Raw genomic sequence first — 21029 nt, 5'->3', positions numbered from 1 at the left:
CACGTAACACCCGCTCGCCAGTCGCGTAACACCCGCTCGCCCAACAAGGCCATTACCCTCTCCCCTCCCAACCCCCGTTTTCCTGTGACCCCACACACAGGACCTCCGTCACATACGACGGCGCTTCGTAGCCCCCGGAACTCCCGCGGCCCGCTCCCCCTCGGGCCGTGACGGACGGGACTTTCCACCCGGCATGCGAGATCCACTAGTACGAGGGGGGATTGCCATGCCTCCCGACCACTTCCCAGGGTGGATGTGTCGCCGAGAGCAGCGCGCCTCTCCTCCCCCCGGGCGCGGCCTCGGCGGCGTTCCCTGCACCCCGACGGAAGGCTTCTCCTCCCGTGAGCGTCACCTCGTCCACGATCACCAGCCGTCTCGCCGCCCACAAGAAGGCCGTCGTCGCAGCCGGTGTCGTCGCCCTGGGTGCTTCGGCAGCCGCCTTCGCCGCCACACCGGCCCAGGCCGCCGCCCCCGCGCAGGCGCCGTCCGCCGCGAGCGCGAGCGACGCCCGGGCCGCAGCGCACAAGCTGATCCCGGACCAGGCGCAGTACCAGTGCTTCAGCAACATCGTCGAGCGGGAGAGCGGCTGGGACCCGACCGCGACCAACCCGTCCAGCGGCGCCTACGGCCTCGTCCAGGCGCAGCCGGGCTCGAAGATGGCCTCGGCCGGGCCGGACTGGAAGACCAACCCGGAGACCCAGATCAAGTGGGGGCTGGACTACATGAACTCCACCTACGGCAGCCCCTGCGCCGCCTGGGACTTCTGGCAGTCCCACAACTGGTACTGAGCCGGCCCGGACCAGCACCGCTTGCACACCGAAGTGGCCGTCGCCCCCGGCGTCGGCCGCTTCGGCGTACCGGGACGAGCCTCAGCCCGCCTCCGCCCGGCGGACACGGAACCACGCCACCCCGAGACCTGGGCCGCGGCGACGCAGCGCCCCGTACGCCTCCTACGTCGGCGGCTGAGACCGCTCCACGGCCATTCCCGTCAGTGCCCGGTGGCCCCGTCCATCCGCTCCCGCAGCAGGTCGGCGTGGCCGTTGTGCTGGGCGTACTCGGCTATCAGGTGGACCAGGACGCGCCGCAGGGAGACCGGTTCCCCCGAGGCCGCGTGGGTGCCCGTCGTGTCCAGGGACGGGGCGGCGGCCACGATGCGGCGGGAGTGCTCGCACTGCTCGCGCCAGACCGCCAGGGCTTCGGCCGGGTCACCCGACAGGTCGTCGAAATCCTGGCCGGGGTCGTCGTCGGAGTAGTGGAGCAGCGGCTTGCGTTCACCCGCGAACTGGATGTGGAGCCACCACCGTTCCACCCCGGCGAGGTGCCGTATGAGCCCGTGCAGACTCATCCCGGACGGTGGCACCGACCGCTCCGAGAGCCGCTCGGCGGGCACTCCCGAGCACTTCAGCCCGAAGGTGGCACGGTGCCATTCCAGATAGCCGGTGAGGATCTCCCGCTCGTCCCCCACCAGCGGCGGACGCTGCCGCGTGTCACCGCCGCCCGCCCACGCCGGCGCGTAGTGCGCGGGCGGTGTCACGGCCGACGCACCCCCTGCCTGAACCCCTGATTCGGTCATGAAGCGAGTGTGACAGGGACCACTGACAACGCCCCGGAACCGGCGGGCCAAGGGCCGCCCGCCCAGCCGCACTTGTGATCGAATTGCGGGATGGGGGACACGAGCCGCAGGGCGTATGAAGCGAGCGCGTCGCTGGGGCCGCTGGAGCGGATCGACGGTCACTGGGTGGTGGGCGACTGCTTCAGACCGGGCGGCCTCTGGCTGGAATTCCGGGCCGACGGGATGTACCAGCACGCCCGGACACCCGCCGACGAGCTGCTGATCCCCTGAGCCAGGATCATGCTGGGCCTCGGCTTCACGCTGGGCGGCAAGTATCCGCACAGGTCGAACGTGAGCATCCTGGGGATGCTCGGAGGGCTGCCGGGCCCCTGGAAGGGGATCGGCCGCGGGTATCTGCACATGACGCTGCGCCATCCGTACGAGGACTGGCAGGCCGTCTTCGACCGCCACCCCCGCCGGTACACCCTGACCGAACTGACGCTGTTCCAGGCACTGCTCGGACATGTCGGCGCCGCCAAGGAGTTCCACCGGTTCGGCGACGCGGAGTGGCTGGGCCGCGCGGTCGACCGGCTGACGCGGCAGCGGCCCCGGACGACGCGCGCCCTGCGCCAGGTGATGACCGAGCTCCTTGAGGCAGCGGACGGTCGAGCCTCTGGAGCGACCATGGGGCCGCGGGCCGCCGCCCTCACAACCGCTGAATGATCGTCCCCGTCGCCAGCCCCCCGCCCGCGCACATCGTGATCAGCGCGAACTCCTTGTCCGTCCGCTCCAGCTCGTGCAGGGCCGTCGTGATCAGCCGGGCGCCCGTGGCGCCGACCGGGTGGCCCAGGGCGATGGCGCCGCCGTTGACGTTGACCTTCTCCAGGTCCTGTTCGAAGACCTGGGCCCAGGACAGGACGACCGACGCGAACGCCTCGTTGATCTCGACCAGGTCGATGTCCCTGAGCGACATCCCCGCCTTGCCCAGGACGGCCCGTGTCGCGTCGATCGGCCCGTCCAGGTGGTAGTGGGGGTCGGCGCCGACCAGGGCCTGGGCGACGATCCGGGCCCGCGGCCTGAGTTTGAGGGCGCGGGCCATCCGCTTGGAGGCCCACATGATCGCGCTCGCGCCGTCCGAGATCTGCGAGCAGTTGCCCGCCGTGTGCACGGCGGACGGCATGACCGGCTTGAGGCCGCCGAGCGCCGCCATGCTCGTGTCCCGTAACCCCTCGTCGCGGTCGACCAGCCGCCACATGCCCTGCCCGGCGGCCTGCTCCTCCTCCGTCGTGGGCACCTGCACCGCGAACGTCTCCCGCTTGAAACGTTCCTCCGCCCAGGCCGCCGCGGCCCGCTCCTGCGAGCGCAGCCCCAGCGCGTCCACGTCCTGCCGGGTCAGCCCCCGGTTGCGGGCGATCCGTTCGGCGGCCTCGAACTGGTTGGGCAGGTCCACGTTCCACTCGTCCGGCCAGGGCTTGCCGGGGCCGTGCTTGGAGCCGCTGCCCAGCGGCACCCGGGACATCGCCTCCACCCCGCACCCGATGCCGATGTCGATGACGCCGCCCGCGACCATGTTGGCGACCATGTGGTTGGCCTGCTGGGAGGAGCCGCACTGGCAGTCCACGGTGGTCGCGGCGGTCTCGTACGGCAGACCCATGGCCAGCCAGGCGGTGCGCGCCGGGTTCATGGACTGTTCGCCGGCGTGGGTGACCGTGCCGCCGACGATCTGTTCCACGCAGTCCGGCTGGATGCCGGTACGGGCGAGCAGTTCGCGGTAGGTCTCGCCGAGGAGGTAGGCGGGGTGGAGATTGGCGAGCGCGCCGCCGCGCTTGCCGATGGGGGTGCGTACGGCTTCGACGATGACGGGTTCCGCGGCCATGACTGACTCGTCCTCTCCTCACGTCCTGCTGGACGTCCCGGCACCCCCGACGACGGAACTGGTACGCGTTCTAGTTCCACGGACAGTCTCTTTGAGCCGCGTCCGGGGGCGCAAGGGTCATGCACGGCCCTTCCGCGCCCAACGGGCGCCGCCGCGCGGGAGTTCGCGGCCCGCACCCCCTTGCCACGTATAGAACTCGTTACTACCTTCACCGCAGTGAGCTGACGGCCCGTCAGGACCGTTCGGACGGAGCGGCGGAGGGCCGGACCAGAGCTGGAGGCGCCGAGATGCCATGCCCCGCGCTGCCCGACGGGTTCGACTTCACCGACCCCGACGTCTACCAGGACCGGGTGCCGCTGCCCGAGTTCGCCCGGCTGCGGCGTACCGCGCCCGTCTGGTGGAACGCGCAGCCGCACGGCATCGCCGGCTTCGAAGACGACGGCTACTGGGTGGTGACCCGCCACGAGGACGTCAAGGAGGTCTCCACCCGGCCGGAGGTCTTCTCGACGAACCTCAACACCGCGATCATCCGCTTCAGGGAGGGGATGACCCGCGACCAGATCGACGTCCAGAAGCTGATCATGATCAACATGGACCCGCCGGAGCACACCCGGGTCCGCCAGATCGTCCAGCGCGGCTTCACGCCCCGCGCCATCAGGGCGCTCGAAGACGCGCTGCGCACCCGGGCGCGGACCATCGTCGCCGAGGCGCGGCGCAGGGAATCCGGCGACTTCGTCACCGACATCGCCTGCGAGCTCCCCCTCCAGGCCATCGCCGAGCTGATCGGCGTACCCCAGGACGACCGGGCCCGCATCTTCGACTGGTCGAACAAGATGATCGCCTACGACGACCCGGAGCTGGCCATCACCGAGGAGGTCGGCAGCACCGCGGCGATGGAGCTGATCTCGTACGCGATGAACCTGGCGGGGGAGCGCAAGCAGTGCCCGGCGCGGGACATCGTCAGCCGGCTCGTCGCGGCGGAGGACGAGGGGAACCTCGCCTCCGACGAGTTCGGGTTCTTCGTCCTGCTGCTGGCCGTCGCGGGCAACGAGACCACCCGCAACGCGATCACGCACGGCATGCACGCGTTCCTGACCCACCCCGACCAGTGGGACCTGTACAAACGGGAGCGGCCCGGCACCGCGGCCGAGGAGATCGTGCGCTGGGCGACGCCCGTCGTCTCGTTCCAGCGGACCGCCACCCAGGACACCACCCTGGGCGGCGCACGGATCGCGAAGGGCCAGCGCGTCGGCCTCTTCTACGCCTCCGCCAACCACGACCCGGAGGTCTTCGAGCACCCCGAGGCGTTCGACATCACCCGCGACCCCAACCCGCACCTGGGCTTCGGCGGCGGGGGCCCGCACTTCTGCCTCGGCAAGTCGCTCGCCGTCCTGGAGATCGACCTGATCTTCAACGCCATCGCCGACGCCATCCCGGACATCGCCCTCGCGGGCACCCCGCGCCGCCTGCGATCGGCGTGGATCAACGGGGTGAAAGAGCTCCGGGTCCGGTACGTGTAGGGCGGGCCCCCTCTCCCCGGCGTCCGGCCAGGCCGGACGTCTCTGTGGGCCGTACCGGAACGTTCCCCGCGGCCCGGCCGGGTCCCGCGTCGCTTTTGCGCCTCCTGCGGTTCCTTCGGTCCTCAACCTTGCCAACGGCTACTGGCAGACTTACATTCAACTCGCCAGTAACACCGGCCAGTTCTCCACACCCTTCACGTGATCACCACGTGCTCCCCACATCCTGGCCCGGTGCCTGAACGTTCCCCCACATCTCTCGGCAGCGCGATCCACCGCACTTCGAAGGGGACCACTCTCATGAAGGACGCACACGGCAGACACGTCACGGGGCGGGTGAGCTGGCGCAAGTTCGCCGTCCTGTCCGTCCCGGCCTTCGCCGGGACCGCCGCGCTGGCCATCGCCCTGGCCAACGGCGCGCTGGCGGCTTCGTTCGCCGTCTCGGGCCAGCAGTTCAAGGTGTCCGCCGCCTCCCTCAAGGGCGAGGGGTTCGCCCAGTACGGCGGCGTCGACCAGAACGCCCGGGGCGACCTGCTGCCGGTGGCCGTGACCGCCATCAAGAAGGCCGACCTGCACAAACTGTGCCAGTCGGTGGTCACCTCGCTGCCGGTCATCGGTGACATCTCGCTCAACCTCACCGCGGGCGGCGGCAGTACGCCGGTCAAGGCGACCGACCTCTTCGTGGACGCCACCCAGCTCTCCGGCAACGCCGCCTTCAACAACATCGAGATCGGCCGGGACGCCTCCACCCTCGACAAGGGTCCGGCGACCGCCCAGGGCATGCAGGACCTGTTCGCCCAGCAGGCCGACGACGTGAACATCACCAACCTCAAGCAGACGGCCTGGGCGACCAACGCCGGGACCTTCCGGCTGTCCGGCCTGAGCATGAAGATCTCCAAGGGCAAGAAGGAATGCTTCTGACCGGGAAGGCCGGGCAAGCCGGGCGGACCGGGCCGGGCGGGCCGGGCACCTGGCGGCGCGGGCGCGCGGCCTGGCGCCGCTGGCGCAAAGGCCGTCCCTTCTGGGGCGGGCTGGCGGCCGTCGTCGCCGGTGCGGAGATCTGCGCCATCCCGCTGGCACCGCTCAAGGTCATGCTCCAGCAGGGCATCGCCGGAATCCCGTCCGTCCTGATGGGGCTGGTGATGATCCTGATGGGCCTGTCCGCGTGGTTCGCGCCGCACTACCGGGGACTGGCCGGCGTCCTCACCGTCCTGGTCGCCACCGCCGCGCTGGTGATGTCCAACCTCGGCGGGTTCCTGTTCGGCACGATCGTCGGCATCCTCGGCGGCGGCCTGATCTTCGCCTGGCAGCCGCGCCCGCTGCCGGAGCCGGCGACGGCATCGGCATCCGACGCGGAGCCGTCCGACAGCGGGCCTCCGCCGTCCCGCCCACAGGCGCAGGGCTGACCGGACCGGCGGGGCGGGCCGGCTGACCGGGCCGGTGGTCCGGGCCGCTACGGAGAGGGCCGCGCCAGGCCGCCCCACGGCCGCGCCCCGGCCGTACGCGTACGTCAGGCGCCGTCGTACGCGTACGGCCGGACCGCGACACCCCTGTACGTGCCGTACCCCGCTATGTGCCGTCCCCAGTACATGCCGCCCCGGTACGCGCCATACCGGTACCTGCCGCACCCGATACGTGCTGTACCCCGCTGCCTCTCACCGCTCCCCCCTCGACCCGCAGCTGCCTTCGCGAAGGCGCCGGCAGCTGCGCAGCCCCATCCCACCGCTCGCAGAAGGAGATTCGCGATGACGCACAGACCCGCACGCTCTCGCGCAGATCGCTCCCGCGCACGGCGGCCGCGTGCCCTGCTCGCCGCCGGTACGGGAATCCTCGCGACCACGTCCCTCACCCTGGCGCTCACCGGCCCGGCCAACGCCCAGCCCGCCGGGGCCCGGTCCGCCGCCGGTTCCACCACCGTCACGCCGGCCGGGCACGCGTACGCCGCCGACCTCAGCGGCAAGGCCACCTTCAAGGCCGGTTCGGTGACGGTGACCTGCACCGTCTCGCACGCCGCCGGCAAGGTCCCGGACGCCCCGGGCAACACCAACGCCTCGGGCCCGGTCAGCAGCACCCTCTCGGCGCCCACCTACAGCTCGTGCACCACCAGCATGCCGGGTGTCAGCGCCACCATCGAGACCTCCGGCGACTGGGGCGTGTCCATGCAGCACGGCGCGCCGATCGCCGCCGGGCTGACCATCCCGACCGGCGGTTTCGTCCTGAGGACCAGCGGTCTGGCCAGCTGTACGGTGACGGCGGCGCCCACCGCCGCGGCGACGGTGACCGGCGCCTGGACCAACGGCGCGCCATCCAGCCTGGTCTTCACCAACGCCTCGGTCCCGGTCAAGGTCGTCGGCGGCTTCGGCTGCCCGACCAGCGCGACGACGTCGCTCTTCAACGCCACCTACCGGGTCTCCGACAGCACGGACCCGGCGTCACAGATCACCGTCACCGGCTGACGGGCAGGCACACCGGCTGACGGCCGGGAGGCGCCCGCCGGCCGCCCCCTCAGCCGCGGACGTCCCCGGCCGTCGTCAGCCCGTTGCCCTCACCCGCCGGTGAGGGCAACGGCGACCGTAACCGCGCCGCCCACCAGCACCACCGCCGCGGCCAGGAAGCCGGTGATCAGCCGGCGCCGCAGTTCCCGGTACACGCCCTCGTACTCCGCGCGCAGTTCTCCGCTGCGGGCCGCGATCCGCCGGAGATACGCACGGGAGAATTCCAGCTGGTCGGCCTGGTACTGCCGCTCGACCTCCGCGCGTTGCGCCCGCGTCAGCCACGGCAGCCGGTCACCGAATTCCCGGGCCCGGGTCCGCGCCCGGTCCTTCTCGGCCTCCCAGAGCAGAAATCCCTCGATCTCGTTGATCGCCTCGGCCGTGCTCACCGGCGTACCTCCGCTCATACCAGGGCACCCCGTTCCTTCTCCCGGTCCAGTTCCGGTGTGCCGACCTCGGGGTGATGCAGGTCGAAGGCCGGGGATTCGGAGCGGATACGGGGCAGGGAGATGAAGTTGTGGCGGGGCGGCGGGCAGGACGTGGCCCATTCCAGCGAGCGTCCCCAGCCCCACGGGTCGTCGGCCGTCACCTTTTCCCCGTACTTCGCGGTCTTCCAGACGTTGTAGAGGAACGGCAGGATCGACAGGCCCAGCAGGAACGAGAAGATGGACGAGACGGTGTTGAGGGTGGTGAACCCGTCGGCGGCCAGATAGTCGGGAATACGGCGCAGCATGCCTTCGGCGCCCAGCCAGTGCTGGACGAGGAAGGTGCCGTGGAAGCCGACGAACAGGGTCCAGAAGGTTATCTTGCCGAGCCGTTCGTCCAGCATCTTGCCGGTGAACTTGGGCCACCAGAAGTGGAAGCCGGCGAACATCGCGAAGACGACGGTGCCGAAGATGACGTAGTGGAAGTGGGCCACGACGAAGTAGGAGTCGGTGACGTGGAAGTCCATCGGCGGAGAGGCGAGGATGACGCCGGTCAGGCCGCCGAAGGTGAAGGTGATCAGGAAGCCGACGGCCCACAGCATCGGGGTCTCGAAGGAGAGGCTGCCCTGCCACATCGTGCCGATCCAGTTGAAGAACTTCACGCCGGTCGGTACGGCGATCAGGAACGTCATGAACGAGAAGAACGGCAGCAGCACCCCGCCCGTCGCGTACATGTGGTGCGCCCAGACCGTCACGGACAGACCGGCGATGGAGATGGTCGCGGCGATGAGGCCGATGTAGCCGAACATCGGCTTCCGGGAGAAGACCGGGATGACCTCGGAAATGATGCCGAAGAACGGCAGCGCGATGATGTAGACCTCGGGGTGGCCGAAGAACCAGAAAAGGTGCTGCCACAGCAGTGCGCCGCCATTGGCCGCGTCGAATATGTGCGCCCCGAATTTACGGTCCGCCTCCAACGCGAAGAGGGCCGCCGCCAGGACCGGGAAGGCCAGCAGGACCAGCACACCGGTCAGCAGCACGTTCCAGGTGAAGATCGGCATACGGAACATCGTCATGCCGGGGGCGCGCATGCAGATGATGGTGGTGATGAAATTGACCGCACCGAGGATCGTGCCGAATCCGGACAGCGCCAGCCCCATGATCCACATGTCACCGCCGATCGCCGGTGAATGCACGGAATCGGTGAGCGGCGTGTAGGCGAACCAGCCGAAATCCGCCGCGCCCTGCGGCGTGAGGAAACCGCCGACCGCGATCAGCGAACCGAAGAGGTAAAGCCAGTACGCGAACATGTTCAGCCGGGGGAAGGCGACATCGGGCGCGCCGATCTGCAACGGCATGATCCAGTTGGCGAAACCGGAGAACAGCGGCGTCGCGAACATCAGCAGCATGATCGTGCCGTGCATCGTGAACGCCTGGTTGAACTGCTCGTTCGACAGGATCTGGTGGCCGGGCCGGGCCAGCTCGGCGCGCATCACCAGCGCCAGCAGCCCGCCGATGCAGAAGAACGCGAACGAGGTGATCAGGTACAGCGTGCCGATGGTCTTGTGGTCGGTGGTCGTCAGCCACTTCACGGGGGACTTGGACTTCATGCCCCGTAGGTGTCCGGGGCCCGCGCAAACTTCACCGCGAGAGGGTGTGAAGATCTCAGGCGTGCCGGACACCAACAGATCATGAGCAAGGACGCAGCCGCCGACGACGCCTCCGGCGGGGACACCGACCAGGGCGTCGGCAAGGGCCTCGACGAAGCCTTCGCCGACGCCTACCGCGCGCACTACTGGGCGGTCAGCCGGTTCGTCGCCCGCCGGCTGGACGACGGCCGGGCGGACGACGTCGAGGAGGTGGTGGCGGAGGTCTTCTCCATAGCCTGGCGGCGCCGCGCCGAACTGCCGGAGTCCCCGCTGCCCTGGCTGTACGGAGTGGCCCGCAACTGCCTGTCCAACACGGTGCGCGGCTTCGGCCGCTACCGGCGCCTGCTGCACCGCCTCGGCAACCACGAGGCCGCGCACCGCCGCCAGACCGTGGACAGCCCCGACGCGGAGCGGCCGGGCTCCTGGGTGCACGAGGCCCTGGACCGCCTCTCCCCCGCCGACCAGGAGGTGCTCCGCCTGACCGCCTGGGAGGAACTGACCCTCCAGGAGCTGGCCGTCACCCTGGACTGCAGCCAGAGCGCCGCGGCGATGCGGCTGCACCGGGCCCGCAACCGGCTCCGTACGCAGATCGAGCGCCTCCGCCGGAAGGAGAAGGCGGCGCCGGAGCCGGGACCGGCCTCGAAGCCGGAACGGCCGGCCGCGGACCCGAAGCCGGTGCCCCCTCCACGCCCGCGCCGTACGACCGCACGACGACCAGCCCTGCCCGCACCCGCGGTGCCGACCCGAACCGGAGGCCGCAGCCTTGACTGACGAACTGGAGCTGCTGCGGCAGGCCGACCCCGCACGGTCCGACGCGGGACCCTGGCGCGACCGCCCGCTGCCGGCGCGCGCCGAACAGCGGCTGGCGGCGCTGATGAGCGGCGACGCGCCGGGTTCCGCGCCGGAGTCCACGCCCGTGCTCAAGCCTGCGCGTGAGCCCGCCCCCACGCCGGTGCTCGCGCGCCCCGCCCGCGCCCCCCGCCCCCGCCGTACCCGCCGTCTCCTCATCGGCGCCACCGCCGCCTCGGCCGCCGTGCTCGCCGTCCTCACCCTCACCTTCTCCGGCGCCGGTACGACACCGGCGGCGGCCTCCCCCACCGCGCTCGTCGTGCAGCGCGACGCGCCCGCCCTCCCGCTGGACGAGGTCGCGCGCAACGCCGAGGCATACGCCCGTGCCCGGCACGACGCACCCAAGCCGCACCGCGGCAGCCACCTCCAAAGCTGGTACCTGAGCATGCAGGCGGGCCCGGACGCCGCGCCGCCGGTCACCGTCCCCGAGGAGCGCATCACCCGCTGGAACCCGGACGGCAGCGGCTCCGAACTCGTCGTCGCCACCGATCCGCAGCGCCCCGGCCGCCCGGTGATCAACGACGCGGACGGCGAGTGGCGCACCGTCAACGACGGCAAGGTGCTGCACCGCAAGACGTACCCGGCGGGCACGCGGCTGGACGACCCGGCCACCGGTGCGGGCACGCTGCCCGCGCGCCCGCCCGCCGACCCCGACGAACTCCGCGCCTACCTGGCCACGTTCTACAGCGGTGCCGGCACCAAGACGCAGCCCCTCCTGATGGCCCTCTCCTCGTTCCTCCAGGAGTGGACCCCGGGCCCGCGCGAGTCGGCGGCCCTGGCCCGGATGCTGTCCCGGGTGGGCGACCTGCGCCCGGCCGGGCAGGTCATCGACCGGCTCGGCCGGCGCGGCCAGGCGTACGCGTACCACGGCGAGGACACGTCGGACGGGTCCATGGACGGCACGCTCCAACTGGTCATCCTCGACCCGGAGACCGGCCAGGTCCTCGGCATGGAGACGACGTTCACGAAGGACCTCCCCGACTTCAAGATCAAGTCGGGCGACGTGCTGTCGTACGAGGCGTGGCTGCCGTGAGACGGCCGCGGAGTCCCGGGCGCCCGGGACTCCGCCGGGGTCCAGTCCTCAGTGGCCGGACCGGTGCTCAGTGGCCGGACCGGTGCTCAGTGGCCGAGCCGGTCGAGCGCCTGCTGCGGGTAGCGGGCGCCCGCCACGGCCTCGGCGGGCACCGCCGCACGCAGCCGGGCCGCCTGCTCGGCGGTGAGCGTCAGGTCGGCCGCGGCGGCGTTCTCCGCCACGTAGCGCGCCCGTTTGGTGCCCGGGATCGGCACGATGTCCTCGCCCTGCGCCAGCAGCCAGGCGAGCGCCGCGCGCGCCGGAGGTACGCCGATCTCGTCGGCGACGCGGCGCACCGCGCGGACGAGCGCGAGGTTGCGCTCGATGTTCTCGTCCGAGAAGCGCGGCCAGCGGCGCCGGTTGTCCGCCTCGCCCAACTCCTCCCGCGAGGCGAGCGCGCCCGCGAGCATGCCGCGCCCGAGCGGCGAGTACGCGACGACGGCGATGCCCAGTTCGCGACAGGTCGCGAGCATTCCACCCTCCACGACGTCCCGCGTGAACAGCGAATACTCCAGCTGCACGGCGCTGATGGGGTGCACGGCGTGGGCCTTGCGCAGCGTCTCGGGGCTGACCTCCGAAAGCCCCAGATGCCGCACCTTCCCCGCCGCCACCAGCTCCGCCATCGCACCGACGGTCTCCTCGACCGGTACGGCCGGGTCGCGGCGGTGGGCGTAATAGAGGTCGACGTACTCGACGCCGAGCCTGCGCAGCGAGGCGTCGCAGGCGACCGGTACGTACGCGGGTGAGGTGTCGACGGCGTCGACCCGCCCGGTCACGGGGTCGTGCCGCAGCCCGAACTTGGTCGCGAGCACGGCATCGCCGCGCGCGCCCCGCCGCCGTAGCCAGTCCCCGACGAACTCCTCGTTCGCCCCACGCCCGTACGCGTCGGCGGTGTCGAGAAACGTCACGCCCAGCGCGGCGGCCTCATCCAGCGCCCGCCGCGCCTCCGCCGGATCGGCGGGACCGTACGCGACGGACATCCCCATGCACCCGAGCCCGACCGCCGAGACGGTGGGCCCTCCGGCCCCGAGCCGCCGGTACCTCACAGCCGCCCGTCCGCAACGGCGCTCACGAAGGCCGCGAACGCGGCCGGGGGCAGCGTGAGCGCCGGCCCGGCGGGGTTCTTGGAGTCGCGGATGGCGATGAGGGTGGGGGTGGAGGCTATCTCGACGCAGGAGCCGCCGGTATCTGCACTGTGGGTGGACTTGCGCCAGCGGGCGGCACCGAGAGGAGCGCACTCGACGCAATCACCACCTGTGTCACTGCTGAAGCTGGACTTGCGCCAACGGATACCCGTCAGCTCAGGGGAGATCTCCATAGCGTTCCTCCAACATGCGCTGGATCAACTCAGCCGAGTCGCGCAAAGACAAGGACGCGGCCTGAAGATGATCGTATCGAAGCGAACGCGCCGCGACCTCGGCCGGGTTGGCGGTCGGATGAGCGATTTCGTAGTCCTCGCTGTAGAGGATGGTCGGGTCATCCAAGAAGCGATACAGGTTGAACGGGCCAGGGAGCCCTGCGTGTGCCCCCGCGGTGAAAGGCAGCACTTGGACGTTGACCCGGGGGTCGTCCAGAAAACTCAACAAGTGGGCCAGTTGGCCGCGCATCACTTCGGCTCCGCCGATGCCACGGTGCAGAACCGCTTCGTCCAAGATCATCCACAGCACCGGCGGGTACTCCTTCTCCAGAATGCGCTGCCGGGCCAGCCGGGCCGCCACCCGGCGGTCCAGGTCCGTCCGGTCCATCACGCCGAGCACGGCGCGCGCGTACCCCTCCGTCTGGAGCAGGCCGTGCACCAGCTGCGCCTGGAACACATAGATCTCCGTCGCCCGCGCCTCCAGCTCCGCGATCTGCCGGAACCAGGCGGGAAGTTCGCTGCGCAGCACCAGCTCGGTCAGCCGGGTCAGGGCTCCGCCCGTGCCCAGCGCGGCGTCCATGATCTCGCTGAAACGGAAGGTCGGCACCTTCCGCGCCGTCTCGATCTGGCCGATGAGCGAACCGGTGTAGCTGGTGATCGCGCCGAGTTGTTTCTGCGTCAGTCCGGCCGCTTCACGAAAGCGTCGCAGCTCGCCACCGTAGTAGTCGAGCGGCGATGCGGCAGGGTCAAGGGTGTTCACCACGGGCCACGCCCCCTTGATCAACTCCGCCAACGGCATGGCGGGTTGCTTTCCGTACGTAGCTCAGCGTAGCCACTCCATCGCACTGTGGACGCATGAAGTGGATGACTTTCACCATCGGTGAGCACTCGGCCCGGCACGTACGACGGATCGTCCGGACGTACCTCACCGACTGGGGCATGGCGGAGCTGACGGACGCGGCCGAGCTGGCCGTCACCGAGTTGCTGTCCAACGTCGTACGGCTGTGCCCGATCGCCGCTGCACGATCCTCATCCTGCGGCGGCCGGGCGGCATGCGCGTCGAGATCAGCGACGGCGCGCCCGGCCTTCCCGTACGGAGCCCGTCGCCCGACGGTCTCGGCGAGCGTGGCCGCGGCCTCGTCCTCCTCGACGCCGTCGTGGACCGCTGGGGCGTCACCCCCGCCCCCGGCCGCGTCGGCAAGACCGTGTGGTTCGAGTGCGAGGACAAAGAGATCCCGAGCACGTCGATCGCGCCGGCGTAGCCGGCCGAGTGGCGGGGTGTGCCCGGATGGCCGATGCTTGATGGGCGCGACGATCCCGCGGCGCGGCAGTGCCATACTGCCGCGCCGCCCGCTTACCGGCGCAGACTCAGGCCAGCGGTACGTTCACGCAGCCCAGCCGCGCACCCGCCGTCCCCGCGTGGCCCGGTTCCGTGTGGGTCTTGTGTTCGTGGACGACGACGGAACGCGCCTCTCCGTAGCGGAAGTGCCAGTCGACCTTGGCGACCGACGCGCCGCGCCCGTCCTCGTCCGTCGTCATGTCGAGCCATACCTCGTTGCGCGGGTTCGCGTAGGCGGGGTCGGTCGACGGCTGCACCGGGTCGGGCACGTTCTGATAGTGCGGGCCGGAGTCGTTCGGCTTCGGGCCGCACGGCTTGGTGTGGACGTGGGCGCCGTACGTACGGTCCGGGACCAGCCCGTACAGGCGCAGGGAGACGACCGTGCGGGCGTCCTTGCCGGATCCATACCGCTTCTCCACGACCGTGACCCGGCTGCCCTCGGGTACCAGCGCCTGGTCGTACGTGACGGCCTCGCCTGTCGGGGACGCCCCGAAGTGGGCGCGGACGGTCACGCCGGTGCACTGCACTCCCATGGCCGGCGCGGCGGCCGGCGCCATTGCCAGTGATGCGGTCAGCACTGCCGTAGCGATAGACATGCGACGCACCCTGGCGTCCCGGTCCGGCGACCGGAACCGGGTATCCGGTCAAGCGGGGTGCACGGGGGAGTTATGAAGGGCGGGTTTGGGGGGCGGCCGGCGGGACACACGGGGAGTCGGACCGGCGGTGGCCCGAAGTGGCCCGGGAGTCGTCCGGGGGTGTCCGGCGACCCCGTGAAAAAACTTTTCGCCTGGGTGGCATACATCCGTGAGGACTGGGCAGGGTCAGGTCCGTGCGCTGCATATGTGGTGCAACACAGGGCAATTCGGTTGCGGTGATCGCCGCGAGATGGATCACATCCATAAAGGCCGGATAAAGACCCTCGGGACGCCGTTTCCCCTGCAAGCAGCAGGGTTGACCACGCTTACGCGATCAACTGTGCACTGTCCGTGATGACCCGCTCTGCACCTATGGTCGAGCTTTGCCCGTCACGCCATGGCGGGCGGGACCCGCCGCGGCGGGTGTTCCATGCAGTCGTCCCAGAGAGCGCAGGCGAGCGAGCACGTGCCGACGCAGTCACCCGTCGCACCGCGGACCCGAAGCGGTGGTCCCCAGCCCGATCCGACCGGCCCGGCCGCCGCGGCCGCGCCGGAGACATTGGAGAAGCGGAGGCGGGGCGGCAACGACGTCACGGTCGTCGACCCGTCCATGGTCAAGCGAGCCGTCTCGGCGGCCGCGGTCGGCAACGCCATGGAGTGGTTCGACTTCGGCGTCTACAGCTACATCGCGGTAACGCTGGGACAGGTCTTCTTCCCGTCCGGCAACCCGACCGCGCAGTTGCTGTCGACGTTCGGCACCTTCGCCGCGGCCTTCCTGGTCCGCCCCATCGGCGGCATGGTCTTCGGACCGCTCGGCGACCGTATCGGCCGGCAGAAGATCCTCGCCATCACCATGATCATGATGGCCGCCGGCACCTTCGCGATCGGCCTGATCCCCTCGTACGCCTCCATCGGCGTCTGGGCGCCGATCCTGCTGCTGGTCGCCCGGCTGGTGCAGGGCTTCTCCACCGGCGGCGAGTACGGCGGCGCCTCGACCTTCATCGCCGAGTACGCGCCCGACAAGAAGCGCGGCTTCATGGGCAGCTGGCTGGAGTTCGGCACCCTGGCCGGTTACGTGGGCGGCGCCGGCCTGGTCACGCTGCTGACCTACTTCTTCCGCCACGACCACGACGCCCTGCTCTCCTGGGGCTGGCGCATCCCGTTCCTGGTCGCCGGCCCGATGGGCATCATCGGCCTCTACCTGCGGATGCGGCTGGAGGAGACCCCGGCGTTCGCGCAGCTGGAGCAGGAGGCGCGGACCAAGGAGAAGGAGCGCCGGGAGGCCGAGAAGAGGATCGGCCTGCGCGAGATGGTCTTCGGCCAGTGGCGCACGATGCTGCTCTGCGTCGGCCTGGTGCTGGTCTTCAACGTCACCGACTACATGCTGCTGTCGTACATGCCGAGCTACCTGACCTCGGAGCTGAAGTACGACGAGACGCACGGACTGCTGGTCGTGCTGGCCGTCATGGTCGTGATGATGTGCGTGCAGCCCTTCGCGGGCCGGCTCACCGACCGCTTCGGGCGCCGCCCGGTCATCGCGACCGGCTGCGTCGGCTTCCTGGTGCTGTCCGTACCGTCGCTGCTGCTGATCCGGCAGGGCTCGCTGGCCGGCATCGCGCTGGGCATGGCCGTACTCGGCCTGCTGCTGGTGTGCTTCACGTCCACCATGCCGTCCACGCTGCCCGCGCTGTTCCCGACGAAGGTGCGCTACGGCTCGCTGTCCATCGGCTTCAACGTCTCGGTGTCGGTCTTCGGCGGTACGACTCCGCTGGTGGTGACCGCGCTGATCGGCGCCACGGGCAACAACATGATGCCGGCGTTCTACATGATGGCCGCCGCCGTGGTCGGCGGGATCGCGGTCCTGATGATGACGGAGAGCGCGCGCAAGCCGCTGCCGGGGTCGCCGCCGGCGGTCGAGACGGAGTCCGAGGCGCGCGCGCTGCGCAAGGCCGCGGCGTCGAAGCCGGCTGCGGGCAAGAAGCGGCGGGTGGCCGCGGAGTCGCCTGCCTGACCCGCCCGGCGGCAGTCGCCTTGAGCAACCCGACGGCACCAGCCTTGAACAACACCTGAACACAACGCCTGTGCGCGGGGACACCATCGTCCCCGCGCACAGGCGTTGTGGTGTCTCCGCCGCGAGTCGCTCCGGTGGGCGGCCAGGCACCGCCCGATGTCTTCGTTACGTGTCGCTCGGGCGGTACGGGCGCTCCCACTCGCCGTTGTCACACGTACGCCCCGACGGGTCCTTCTGGCCGTGCGCGTAGACCCCCTCCCCCGAGGTCGCGCCGGACGGCGAGGGGAAGAAGCTGGTGAACGCAACACGGCAGCTCTCGCCGCGCGCCGCGTGGTCGTGCCCGGGGCAGGCCGACGCGGCGGGGACGGCGGCCAGCACGGTGCCGACGGCGGAGAACGCCACCACCGCGGCGCGGGTCAACTTCCGCATGGGGTACAAGGGCTTCCCTTTCCTTCACCGGCCGCGCCCTCACGCGCCCTGATGAAGGCCATGCTGGCGCGAACCGGGCGCCCCGCCCCGGCCACACTCCGGCGCCCCGGCGGCTGCGACCCCAACAGCGGACACAGCCGTTACCGCAGCGCCGCCACCCCGTTGAGCCTCTTCAGCTCACTGCTCCACGAGCCGTACGAACGGGATGTGCTCCCCCGCCTGCCGGTAGCCCTCCAGCGTGCCGTCGACCTCGAAGCCCATGTACGCCGTCAACGACCTGGCCGCCTTGGGGTGCTTCGGCGCGTATCGCGCCATGATCCGGCCGCCCTCCTCGGCGGAGAGGAAATGCGCGATGACGGCACACCGGCGGCGGCCGACCTGGATGGTGGCCCGGGGCTGCGCTTGGAGATTGCGGTACCACTGCGCGCGCGGACCGAAGCCGGAGGCCAGCGTCCAGGTGCGGGCCTGCTGGTCGTACGACACCACTTCCAGGACGACCCGGCGGGTCTTGCCCGACGTTCGGCCAAGGTGCTCCAGAAGCAGCAGCCGCTTGCCGAAGACGCCGCCGAGACCGAGCCGGTAGAGGTGGATGGGGGCCCGGAAGGCGAACCGTTTCCAGCCGGTCGGCCGCGCCGGACGTCTCACCGGCCGCGCCGCCCGCGGCGTCTCCGACGGCCCCTGTCCCGCTTCTGAGTTCGACATACCCCGACGCTAACCCCGCCCACCGACAACCGGAGTGCACGCAACCGGCCGAGCTGAGACGCTCCGGGCGGACCGCTCCGTCCCGGCGCACCAGCGTTCAAGACGTCCGGCCATGCCCCTCCGACACTGGTCGCATGACTACGGAGACGACCACGACCACGGAGCCGTCCGCAACGACGCCTGCCGGAACGGCCACCGACGCAGCTGCCGAGACCGCCGCACGCTTCCCCACCAAGATCGCCATCGTGGTCCGCGAAGACCTCGCCACCTGGCAGAAACTGAACGTCACGGCCTTCCTGGCGAGCGGCATCGCCCACGCCGCCGACGACATCATGGGCAAGCGTTACGAGGACGCTTCGGGCAACGACTACCTCGCGCTGCTGCGGGAGCCGGTCCTGTGCTTCACCGCCGACCCCGCCGGCCTGTCCCGTACCCGCGCCCGCGCCCTCTCCCGGGAACTGCCCACCGCCGTGTACACGACGGACATGTTCACCACCGGCAACGACGACGACAACCGCGCGACGGTACGCGCCGTCGCCGCCGACGACCTCGACCTGGCCGGCCTGGCGGTCCACGGCCCCCGCAAGCAGGTCGACAAGGTCATCAAGGGCCTGAAACTGCACGCCTGACCCGGACCGCGACGGCGGTCGGCGGCCCGGCCGACACCTGCGGCACGGCATGGGGCACGATGTCCGGTATGAGCATCGTGAAGATCAATGTGCTGACCGTGCCCGCCGAGCAGCGGGAGGTCCTGGAGAAGCGCTTCGGCGCGCGTGCCGGTTCCGTGGAGTCGTCGGACGGGTTCGAGTGGTTCGAGCTGCTGCGCCCGCTGGAGGGCACCGACCAGTACCTCGTCTACACCCGCTGGCGCGACGAGGAGTCCTTCCAGGCGTGGATGGAGGGGCCGATGAAGGCCGCGCACCAGGCTGGTGGCGCGGAGGGCGGCGAGCGGCCCAAGCCCGCTGCTTCCGGGTCCACGCTCTGGTCGTTCGAGGTGGTGCAGCAGGCCGGGCCGAAGGGTCAGGGCTGAGCGGCCGGGTGGCCGGGGCTGCTCAGAAGTCGAGCAGGCGCTGGGCGGTCTCCCGGTAGTGGCGCAGGGCGACGCGGAGCTGTTCGGTGTCGGCGTCGCCCTGCTCCCAGGTCGTGCGCAGGGCACGGCGGCGGGCGGCCAGGGCCTCCGGGAGGAGGGCGGCCAGTTCCTCGTAGAGGCCGTCGACTTCCTGTACGGCCTCGCGGGGGCGGTCGACGAAGCCGTTGACGGCGTGGTCGAGCCGGTGCCGCAGCTTGTCCCGGGCGTCGCCGGGGAGGAGGGGCTCGGTGGGGCCGGTCGCGCCAGGCGTACGGGACGGTTCCGCCGTACCGGACGGGCCGGGCGAAGTGGCCGGGTCGTGGGTGCCGGACCGGCCGGGTGTGCCCGCGGGGTAGTCGGTTTCGGTGCCGGGGAGGCCCGCGTACACACCGGGGGTGCCCTCGGCGGCGCCGGACGTGGTGGTGGGCGGCGGGGCGGTCGGCTGCTGCGCGCTACGGGCGCCCTCGTACGCCGCGGCTCCGCGCTCCGGAGGCGGCATGCCCTCGTTCGCCGCGCGCTCTTCGGGGGTCTCGGCGGGACCGGTCCCGCGTTCCTCGTAGGTACTCATCGCGCACCGCCTTCCGCAGTGTCGTGCCCGTGGCCGCGGCCGTGCGTCCAGGGGGGACGCATCCGGTCGCCGAGCCGTCGGGCGGTGGGCTTGTGGTGCCGGCGGGCCTGGTGGCCGGACGCCGGGTCGTGGCCGTCGTGGGCCGGGTCCGAGTGGCCGTGTCCCGTGGTGCCGCGGCCGTGGTCGCGGGAGCCGTGGTCGCGGGAGCCGTGGTCGCGGGAGCCGTGCGCGCTGGTGGAACGGCCCGTTCCGGCCTTGAGCAGTTCGTCGAACAGCGCCCGCGCGCGCACCACGGCCTCACGCAGTTCCTCGGTCCCGGCGGCGTCCTCCGGGCGGTTGGCCCGGGCGCGTACGGCCGTCTCGTGGGCCTTGCGGTAGCCGTGGACGCCGTGCGCGTGGTGGACGGAGAGGGCGTCGGTCTGCTCGTCGTAGGTGTCGGCCGGGTAGCCGCGCTCGCGGGCGAGCTGGCCGATCAGCAGGTCGGCCTCGACGACGGCCTGTTCGGGCTCGTCGACGAACTGCCGCTGTACGGCCTCCCAGCGCTCCTCGTACTGGAGCCGCAGTTCGGCGGTGAGGGGCCGCGGGCGGAACGCGCCGTGCCGGTCCAGCCGCTGGTTCAGCTCGCGTTCGGCGGCCGCGGTGTCGCCGTCGTGCACGGCTACGGCCCGTTCGTACTCCGGGCCGAAACGCCGCCGCAGCCCTCTGCTGCCGCTGCGGGCGACCTTGGCGCGGGCCATGAGGACCAGAGCGGCGATCACGAGCAGGGCCACGATGGGGACGATGATCAGGGTGATGGACATATGGGCCGGGTAGCCCCGGCCCCGGGCGCCAAACACCGCCTGGTTGCCGGGTGTTCGGGCGCGGCGGTGAGCACCGGGGAATATCCGGGGGCACGGTCCGGCCCGCACCGGCACAATGCCAGCATGACCGACACCGCAATCAGGCGCCTGCCCGGGACCTGGCACCTCTCGGCCGAGCCCGACGACTCCCCCGTCGCCACGGCCCTGTTCCGCGAGTACTACACCGAGGTCGCGGCGCGCTATCACGTGGTGCACGGGTGGCCGCCGATCACGCCCGAGGAGATCGACGAGGGGGTGGCGGAGTACCCGGTGGGCCAACTGGTGAAGCCCGGCGGCGAGTTGCTGATCGTCCGCAGGGGCGGGGAGCCCGCCGGGTGCGGCGGGCTGCTGCTCCTCGACGGCGGGCGTACGGCGGAGCTGAAGCGGGTGTTCATCCGCGCGCCGTGGCGCGGGAAGGGGGCGGCGGGCGTCCTGCTGCGCGCCCTCGAACAGCGCGCGGCGGACCTGGGCGCCGGACGCATCCTGCTGGACACCCGGAGCGACCTGGTGGAGGCCGTCGCGATGTACCGGGCGTACGGGTACGTGGAGGTGCCCGCGTACAAGGAGGATCCGTACTCGGATCTGTTCTTCGAGAAGAGGGTGGCGGAGACGGGGGCGGAGAGCTGAGGCCGGAGGGCCTTCTGGGGC

Annotated in this window: 26 protein-coding genes; 14 read left to right on the top strand and 12 right to left on the bottom strand. The window is 71.2% G+C overall.

Features of this window, described 5'->3' with window-relative positions:
• Positions 1 to 341 precede the first annotated feature (341 nt).
• Positions 342 to 788 (top strand): transglycosylase SLT domain-containing protein, encoded by a 447-nt coding sequence (locus ACH4FX_RS14160; RefSeq protein ID WP_398478553.1) that lies wholly within the window; start codon positions 342 to 344, stop codon positions 786 to 788.
• Between the two features lie 200 nt (positions 789 to 988).
• Here ACH4FX_RS14160 and ACH4FX_RS14155 read toward each other — a convergent pair whose 3' ends face one another.
• Complete coding sequence (locus ACH4FX_RS14155; protein ID WP_398478552.1) at positions 989 to 1573, bottom strand: DinB family protein; 585 nt, start codon at positions 1571 to 1573, stop codon at positions 989 to 991.
• Positions 1574 to 1663: 90 nt separating this feature from the next.
• Here ACH4FX_RS14155 and ACH4FX_RS14150 point away from each other — a divergent pair, with 90 nt between their 5' ends.
• Together ACH4FX_RS14150 and ACH4FX_RS14145 are read left to right on the top strand one after the other, a co-directional pair.
• Positions 1664 to 1843, top strand: a complete 180-nt coding sequence (locus ACH4FX_RS14150) for a hypothetical protein (RefSeq protein WP_398478550.1) — start codon at positions 1664 to 1666, stop codon at positions 1841 to 1843.
• A 9-nt stretch (positions 1844 to 1852) separates the two neighbouring features.
• Positions 1853 to 2275, top strand: a complete 423-nt coding sequence (locus tag ACH4FX_RS14145; RefSeq protein ID WP_398478548.1) for a hypothetical protein — start codon at positions 1853 to 1855, stop codon at positions 2273 to 2275.
• Here the strand turns inward: ACH4FX_RS14145 and ACH4FX_RS14140 are convergent.
• Positions 2259 to 3428 (bottom strand): steroid 3-ketoacyl-CoA thiolase, encoded by a 1170-nt coding sequence (locus ACH4FX_RS14140; RefSeq protein ID WP_398478546.1) that lies wholly within the window; start codon positions 3426 to 3428, stop codon positions 2259 to 2261. The genes ACH4FX_RS14145 and ACH4FX_RS14140 overlap by 17 nt on opposite strands.
• A 287-nt stretch (positions 3429 to 3715) precedes the next feature.
• On the opposite strand from ACH4FX_RS14140, the gene ACH4FX_RS14135 reads away from it, so the two are divergent.
• The 4 genes from ACH4FX_RS14135 (at position 3716) to ACH4FX_RS14120 (ending at position 7401) form a co-directional block, all read left to right on the top strand.
• On the top strand, positions 3716 to 4948 hold the full coding sequence (locus ACH4FX_RS14135) for a cytochrome P450 (RefSeq protein ID WP_398478544.1): 1233 nt from the start codon (positions 3716 to 3718) through the stop codon (positions 4946 to 4948).
• 297 nt (positions 4949 to 5245) lie between these two features.
• Positions 5246 to 5866, top strand: coding sequence for a DUF6230 family protein (locus tag ACH4FX_RS14130; protein WP_398478542.1), 621 nt, complete (start codon positions 5246 to 5248; stop codon positions 5864 to 5866).
• Positions 5857 to 6351 (top strand): DUF6114 domain-containing protein, encoded by a 495-nt coding sequence (locus ACH4FX_RS14125; RefSeq protein WP_398478540.1) that lies wholly within the window; start codon positions 5857 to 5859, stop codon positions 6349 to 6351. The genes ACH4FX_RS14130 and ACH4FX_RS14125 overlap by 10 nt, the downstream gene beginning before the upstream one ends.
• A 339-nt stretch (positions 6352 to 6690) precedes the next feature.
• Positions 6691 to 7401 carry a hypothetical protein gene (locus ACH4FX_RS14120; protein ID WP_398478538.1) on the top strand — a complete coding sequence of 237 codons (711 nt, stop codon included), beginning with the start codon at positions 6691 to 6693 and terminating at the stop codon, positions 7399 to 7401.
• Positions 7402 to 7490: 89 nt separating this feature from the next.
• On the opposite strand, the gene ACH4FX_RS14115 is transcribed toward ACH4FX_RS14120, so the two are convergent.
• Together ACH4FX_RS14115 and ctaD are read right to left on the bottom strand one after the other, a co-directional pair.
• Entirely contained in the window at positions 7491 to 7844 is a 354-nt protein-coding gene (locus ACH4FX_RS14115; protein ID WP_398478537.1) for a hypothetical protein, read from the bottom strand.
• A complete protein-coding gene (ctaD, locus tag ACH4FX_RS14110; RefSeq protein WP_398478535.1) occupies positions 7841 to 9472 on the bottom strand; it encodes a cytochrome c oxidase subunit I in 1632 nt (543 codons plus the stop codon). The genes ACH4FX_RS14115 and ctaD overlap by 4 nt, the downstream gene beginning before the upstream one ends.
• Positions 9473 to 9553: 81 nt before the next feature.
• Here ctaD and ACH4FX_RS14105 point away from each other — a divergent pair, with 81 nt between their 5' ends.
• Entirely contained in the window at positions 9554 to 10282 is a 729-nt protein-coding gene (locus ACH4FX_RS14105) for an RNA polymerase sigma factor (RefSeq protein ID WP_398478533.1), read from the top strand.
• Positions 10275 to 11393, top strand: a complete 1119-nt coding sequence (locus ACH4FX_RS14100) for a CU044_5270 family protein (RefSeq protein ID WP_398478531.1) — start codon at positions 10275 to 10277, stop codon at positions 11391 to 11393. Before ACH4FX_RS14105 ends, ACH4FX_RS14100 begins: the two co-directional genes overlap by 8 nt.
• Positions 11394 to 11479: 86 nt before the next feature.
• Here ACH4FX_RS14100 and ACH4FX_RS14095 read toward each other — a convergent pair whose 3' ends face one another.
• From ACH4FX_RS14095 to ACH4FX_RS14085, 3 genes are read right to left on the bottom strand one after another with little or no spacing between them, the layout of a single operon-like run.
• A complete protein-coding gene (locus ACH4FX_RS14095) occupies positions 11480 to 12478 on the bottom strand; it encodes an aldo/keto reductase (protein ID WP_398478529.1) in 999 nt (332 codons plus the stop codon).
• A complete protein-coding gene (locus ACH4FX_RS14090) occupies positions 12475 to 12750 on the bottom strand; it encodes a DUF397 domain-containing protein (protein ID WP_398478527.1) in 276 nt (91 codons plus the stop codon). Before ACH4FX_RS14090 ends, ACH4FX_RS14095 begins: the two co-directional genes overlap by 4 nt.
• The gene (locus ACH4FX_RS14085; protein WP_398478525.1) at positions 12734 to 13552 is read right to left on the bottom strand and encodes a helix-turn-helix domain-containing protein; all 819 of its coding nucleotides are present in this window, start codon (positions 13550 to 13552) and stop codon (positions 12734 to 12736) included. The genes ACH4FX_RS14090 and ACH4FX_RS14085 overlap by 17 nt, the downstream gene beginning before the upstream one ends.
• Before the next feature lie 241 nt (positions 13553 to 13793).
• Between ACH4FX_RS14085 and ACH4FX_RS14080 the strand changes: the two genes are divergently transcribed.
• Positions 13794 to 14051 (top strand): ATP-binding protein, encoded by a 258-nt coding sequence (locus ACH4FX_RS14080; RefSeq protein WP_398478523.1) that lies wholly within the window; start codon positions 13794 to 13796, stop codon positions 14049 to 14051.
• Positions 14052 to 14157: 106 nt separating this feature from the next.
• On the opposite strand, the gene ACH4FX_RS14075 is transcribed toward ACH4FX_RS14080, so the two are convergent.
• Positions 14158 to 14724: a superoxide dismutase family protein gene (locus tag ACH4FX_RS14075; protein ID WP_398478521.1), complete on the bottom strand. Its 567-nt coding sequence runs from the start codon at positions 14722 to 14724 to the stop codon at positions 14158 to 14160.
• A gap of 505 nt (positions 14725 to 15229) precedes the next feature.
• Here ACH4FX_RS14075 and proP point away from each other — a divergent pair.
• A complete protein-coding gene (gene proP, locus ACH4FX_RS14070; protein ID WP_398478519.1) occupies positions 15230 to 16774 on the top strand; it encodes a glycine betaine/L-proline transporter ProP in 1545 nt (514 codons plus the stop codon).
• Between the two features lie 165 nt (positions 16775 to 16939).
• Here proP and ACH4FX_RS14065 read toward each other — a convergent pair whose 3' ends face one another.
• Both ACH4FX_RS14065 and ACH4FX_RS14060 read right to left on the bottom strand, forming a co-directional pair.
• A complete protein-coding gene (locus tag ACH4FX_RS14065; protein ID WP_398478517.1) occupies positions 16940 to 17203 on the bottom strand; it encodes a hypothetical protein in 264 nt (87 codons plus the stop codon).
• A gap of 177 nt (positions 17204 to 17380) precedes the next feature.
• The gene (locus ACH4FX_RS14060; protein ID WP_398478515.1) at positions 17381 to 17905 is read right to left on the bottom strand and encodes a nitroreductase family deazaflavin-dependent oxidoreductase; all 525 of its coding nucleotides are present in this window, start codon (positions 17903 to 17905) and stop codon (positions 17381 to 17383) included.
• Positions 17906 to 18039: 134 nt separating this feature from the next.
• Between ACH4FX_RS14060 and ACH4FX_RS14055 the strand changes: the two genes are divergently transcribed.
• Positions 18040 to 18534, top strand: a complete 495-nt coding sequence (locus ACH4FX_RS14055; protein WP_398478513.1) for a DUF2000 family protein — start codon at positions 18040 to 18042, stop codon at positions 18532 to 18534.
• Positions 18535 to 18602: 68 nt separating this feature from the next.
• Entirely contained in the window at positions 18603 to 18935 is a 333-nt protein-coding gene (locus ACH4FX_RS14050; protein WP_398478511.1) for an antibiotic biosynthesis monooxygenase family protein, read from the top strand.
• Between the two features lie 22 nt (positions 18936 to 18957).
• On the opposite strand, the gene ACH4FX_RS14045 is transcribed toward ACH4FX_RS14050, so the two are convergent.
• Positions 18958 to 19542, bottom strand: a complete 585-nt coding sequence (locus ACH4FX_RS14045) for a hypothetical protein (protein WP_398478509.1) — start codon at positions 19540 to 19542, stop codon at positions 18958 to 18960.
• Complete coding sequence (locus tag ACH4FX_RS14040; RefSeq protein WP_398478507.1) at positions 19539 to 20342, bottom strand: hypothetical protein; 804 nt, start codon at positions 20340 to 20342, stop codon at positions 19539 to 19541. Before ACH4FX_RS14040 ends, ACH4FX_RS14045 begins: the two co-directional genes overlap by 4 nt.
• 123 nt (positions 20343 to 20465) lie before the next feature.
• Here ACH4FX_RS14040 and ACH4FX_RS14035 point away from each other — a divergent pair, with 123 nt between their 5' ends.
• A complete protein-coding gene (locus ACH4FX_RS14035; protein WP_398478505.1) occupies positions 20466 to 21008 on the top strand; it encodes a GNAT family N-acetyltransferase in 543 nt (180 codons plus the stop codon).
• Positions 21009 to 21029 lie beyond the last annotated feature (21 nt).

Source organism: Streptomyces sp. NPDC018019 (assembly GCF_044327805.1).
Lineage (GTDB): Bacteria > Actinomycetota > Actinomycetes > Streptomycetales > Streptomycetaceae > Streptomyces.
The sequence above is the reverse complement of the archived record's forward strand: the minus strand, read 5'-3'. Positions and strand labels throughout refer to the sequence as shown.

Coding starts and splice junctions, on each gene's coding strand:
- ACH4FX_RS14075 (WP_398478521.1), bottom strand. CDS start 14,724: ATGTCTATCGCTACGGCAGTGCTGACCGCATCACTGGCAATGGCGCCG.
- ACH4FX_RS14150 (WP_398478550.1), top strand. CDS start 1,664: ATGGGGGACACGAGCCGCAGGGCGTATGAAGCGAGCGCGTCGCTGGGG.
- ACH4FX_RS14050 (WP_398478511.1), top strand. CDS start 18,603: ATGAGCATCGTGAAGATCAATGTGCTGACCGTGCCCGCCGAGCAGCGG.
- ACH4FX_RS14035 (WP_398478505.1), top strand. CDS start 20,466: ATGACCGACACCGCAATCAGGCGCCTGCCCGGGACCTGGCACCTCTCG.
- ACH4FX_RS14055 (WP_398478513.1), top strand. CDS start 18,040: ATGACTACGGAGACGACCACGACCACGGAGCCGTCCGCAACGACGCCT.
- ACH4FX_RS14135 (WP_398478544.1), top strand. CDS start 3,716: ATGCCATGCCCCGCGCTGCCCGACGGGTTCGACTTCACCGACCCCGAC.
- ACH4FX_RS14125 (WP_398478540.1), top strand. CDS start 5,857: ATGCTTCTGACCGGGAAGGCCGGGCAAGCCGGGCGGACCGGGCCGGGC.
- ACH4FX_RS14060 (WP_398478515.1), bottom strand. CDS start 17,905: ATGTCGAACTCAGAAGCGGGACAGGGGCCGTCGGAGACGCCGCGGGCG.
- ACH4FX_RS14115 (WP_398478537.1), bottom strand. CDS start 7,844: ATGAGCGGAGGTACGCCGGTGAGCACGGCCGAGGCGATCAACGAGATC.
- ACH4FX_RS14145 (WP_398478548.1), top strand. CDS start 1,853: ATGCTGGGCCTCGGCTTCACGCTGGGCGGCAAGTATCCGCACAGGTCG.
- ACH4FX_RS14045 (WP_398478509.1), bottom strand. CDS start 19,542: ATGAGTACCTACGAGGAACGCGGGACCGGTCCCGCCGAGACCCCCGAA.
- ACH4FX_RS14120 (WP_398478538.1), top strand. CDS start 6,691: ATGACGCACAGACCCGCACGCTCTCGCGCAGATCGCTCCCGCGCACGG.
- ACH4FX_RS14140 (WP_398478546.1), bottom strand. CDS start 3,428: ATGGCCGCGGAACCCGTCATCGTCGAAGCCGTACGCACCCCCATCGGC.
- ACH4FX_RS14065 (WP_398478517.1), bottom strand. CDS start 17,203: ATGCGGAAGTTGACCCGCGCCGCGGTGGTGGCGTTCTCCGCCGTCGGC.
- ACH4FX_RS14105 (WP_398478533.1), top strand. CDS start 9,554: ATGAGCAAGGACGCAGCCGCCGACGACGCCTCCGGCGGGGACACCGAC.
- ACH4FX_RS14130 (WP_398478542.1), top strand. CDS start 5,246: ATGAAGGACGCACACGGCAGACACGTCACGGGGCGGGTGAGCTGGCGC.
- ACH4FX_RS14155 (WP_398478552.1), bottom strand. CDS start 1,573: ATGACCGAATCAGGGGTTCAGGCAGGGGGTGCGTCGGCCGTGACACCG.
- ctaD (WP_398478535.1), bottom strand. CDS start 9,472: ATGAAGTCCAAGTCCCCCGTGAAGTGGCTGACGACCACCGACCACAAG.
- ACH4FX_RS14090 (WP_398478527.1), bottom strand. CDS start 12,750: ATGGAGATCTCCCCTGAGCTGACGGGTATCCGTTGGCGCAAGTCCAGC.
- ACH4FX_RS14040 (WP_398478507.1), bottom strand. CDS start 20,342: ATGTCCATCACCCTGATCATCGTCCCCATCGTGGCCCTGCTCGTGATC.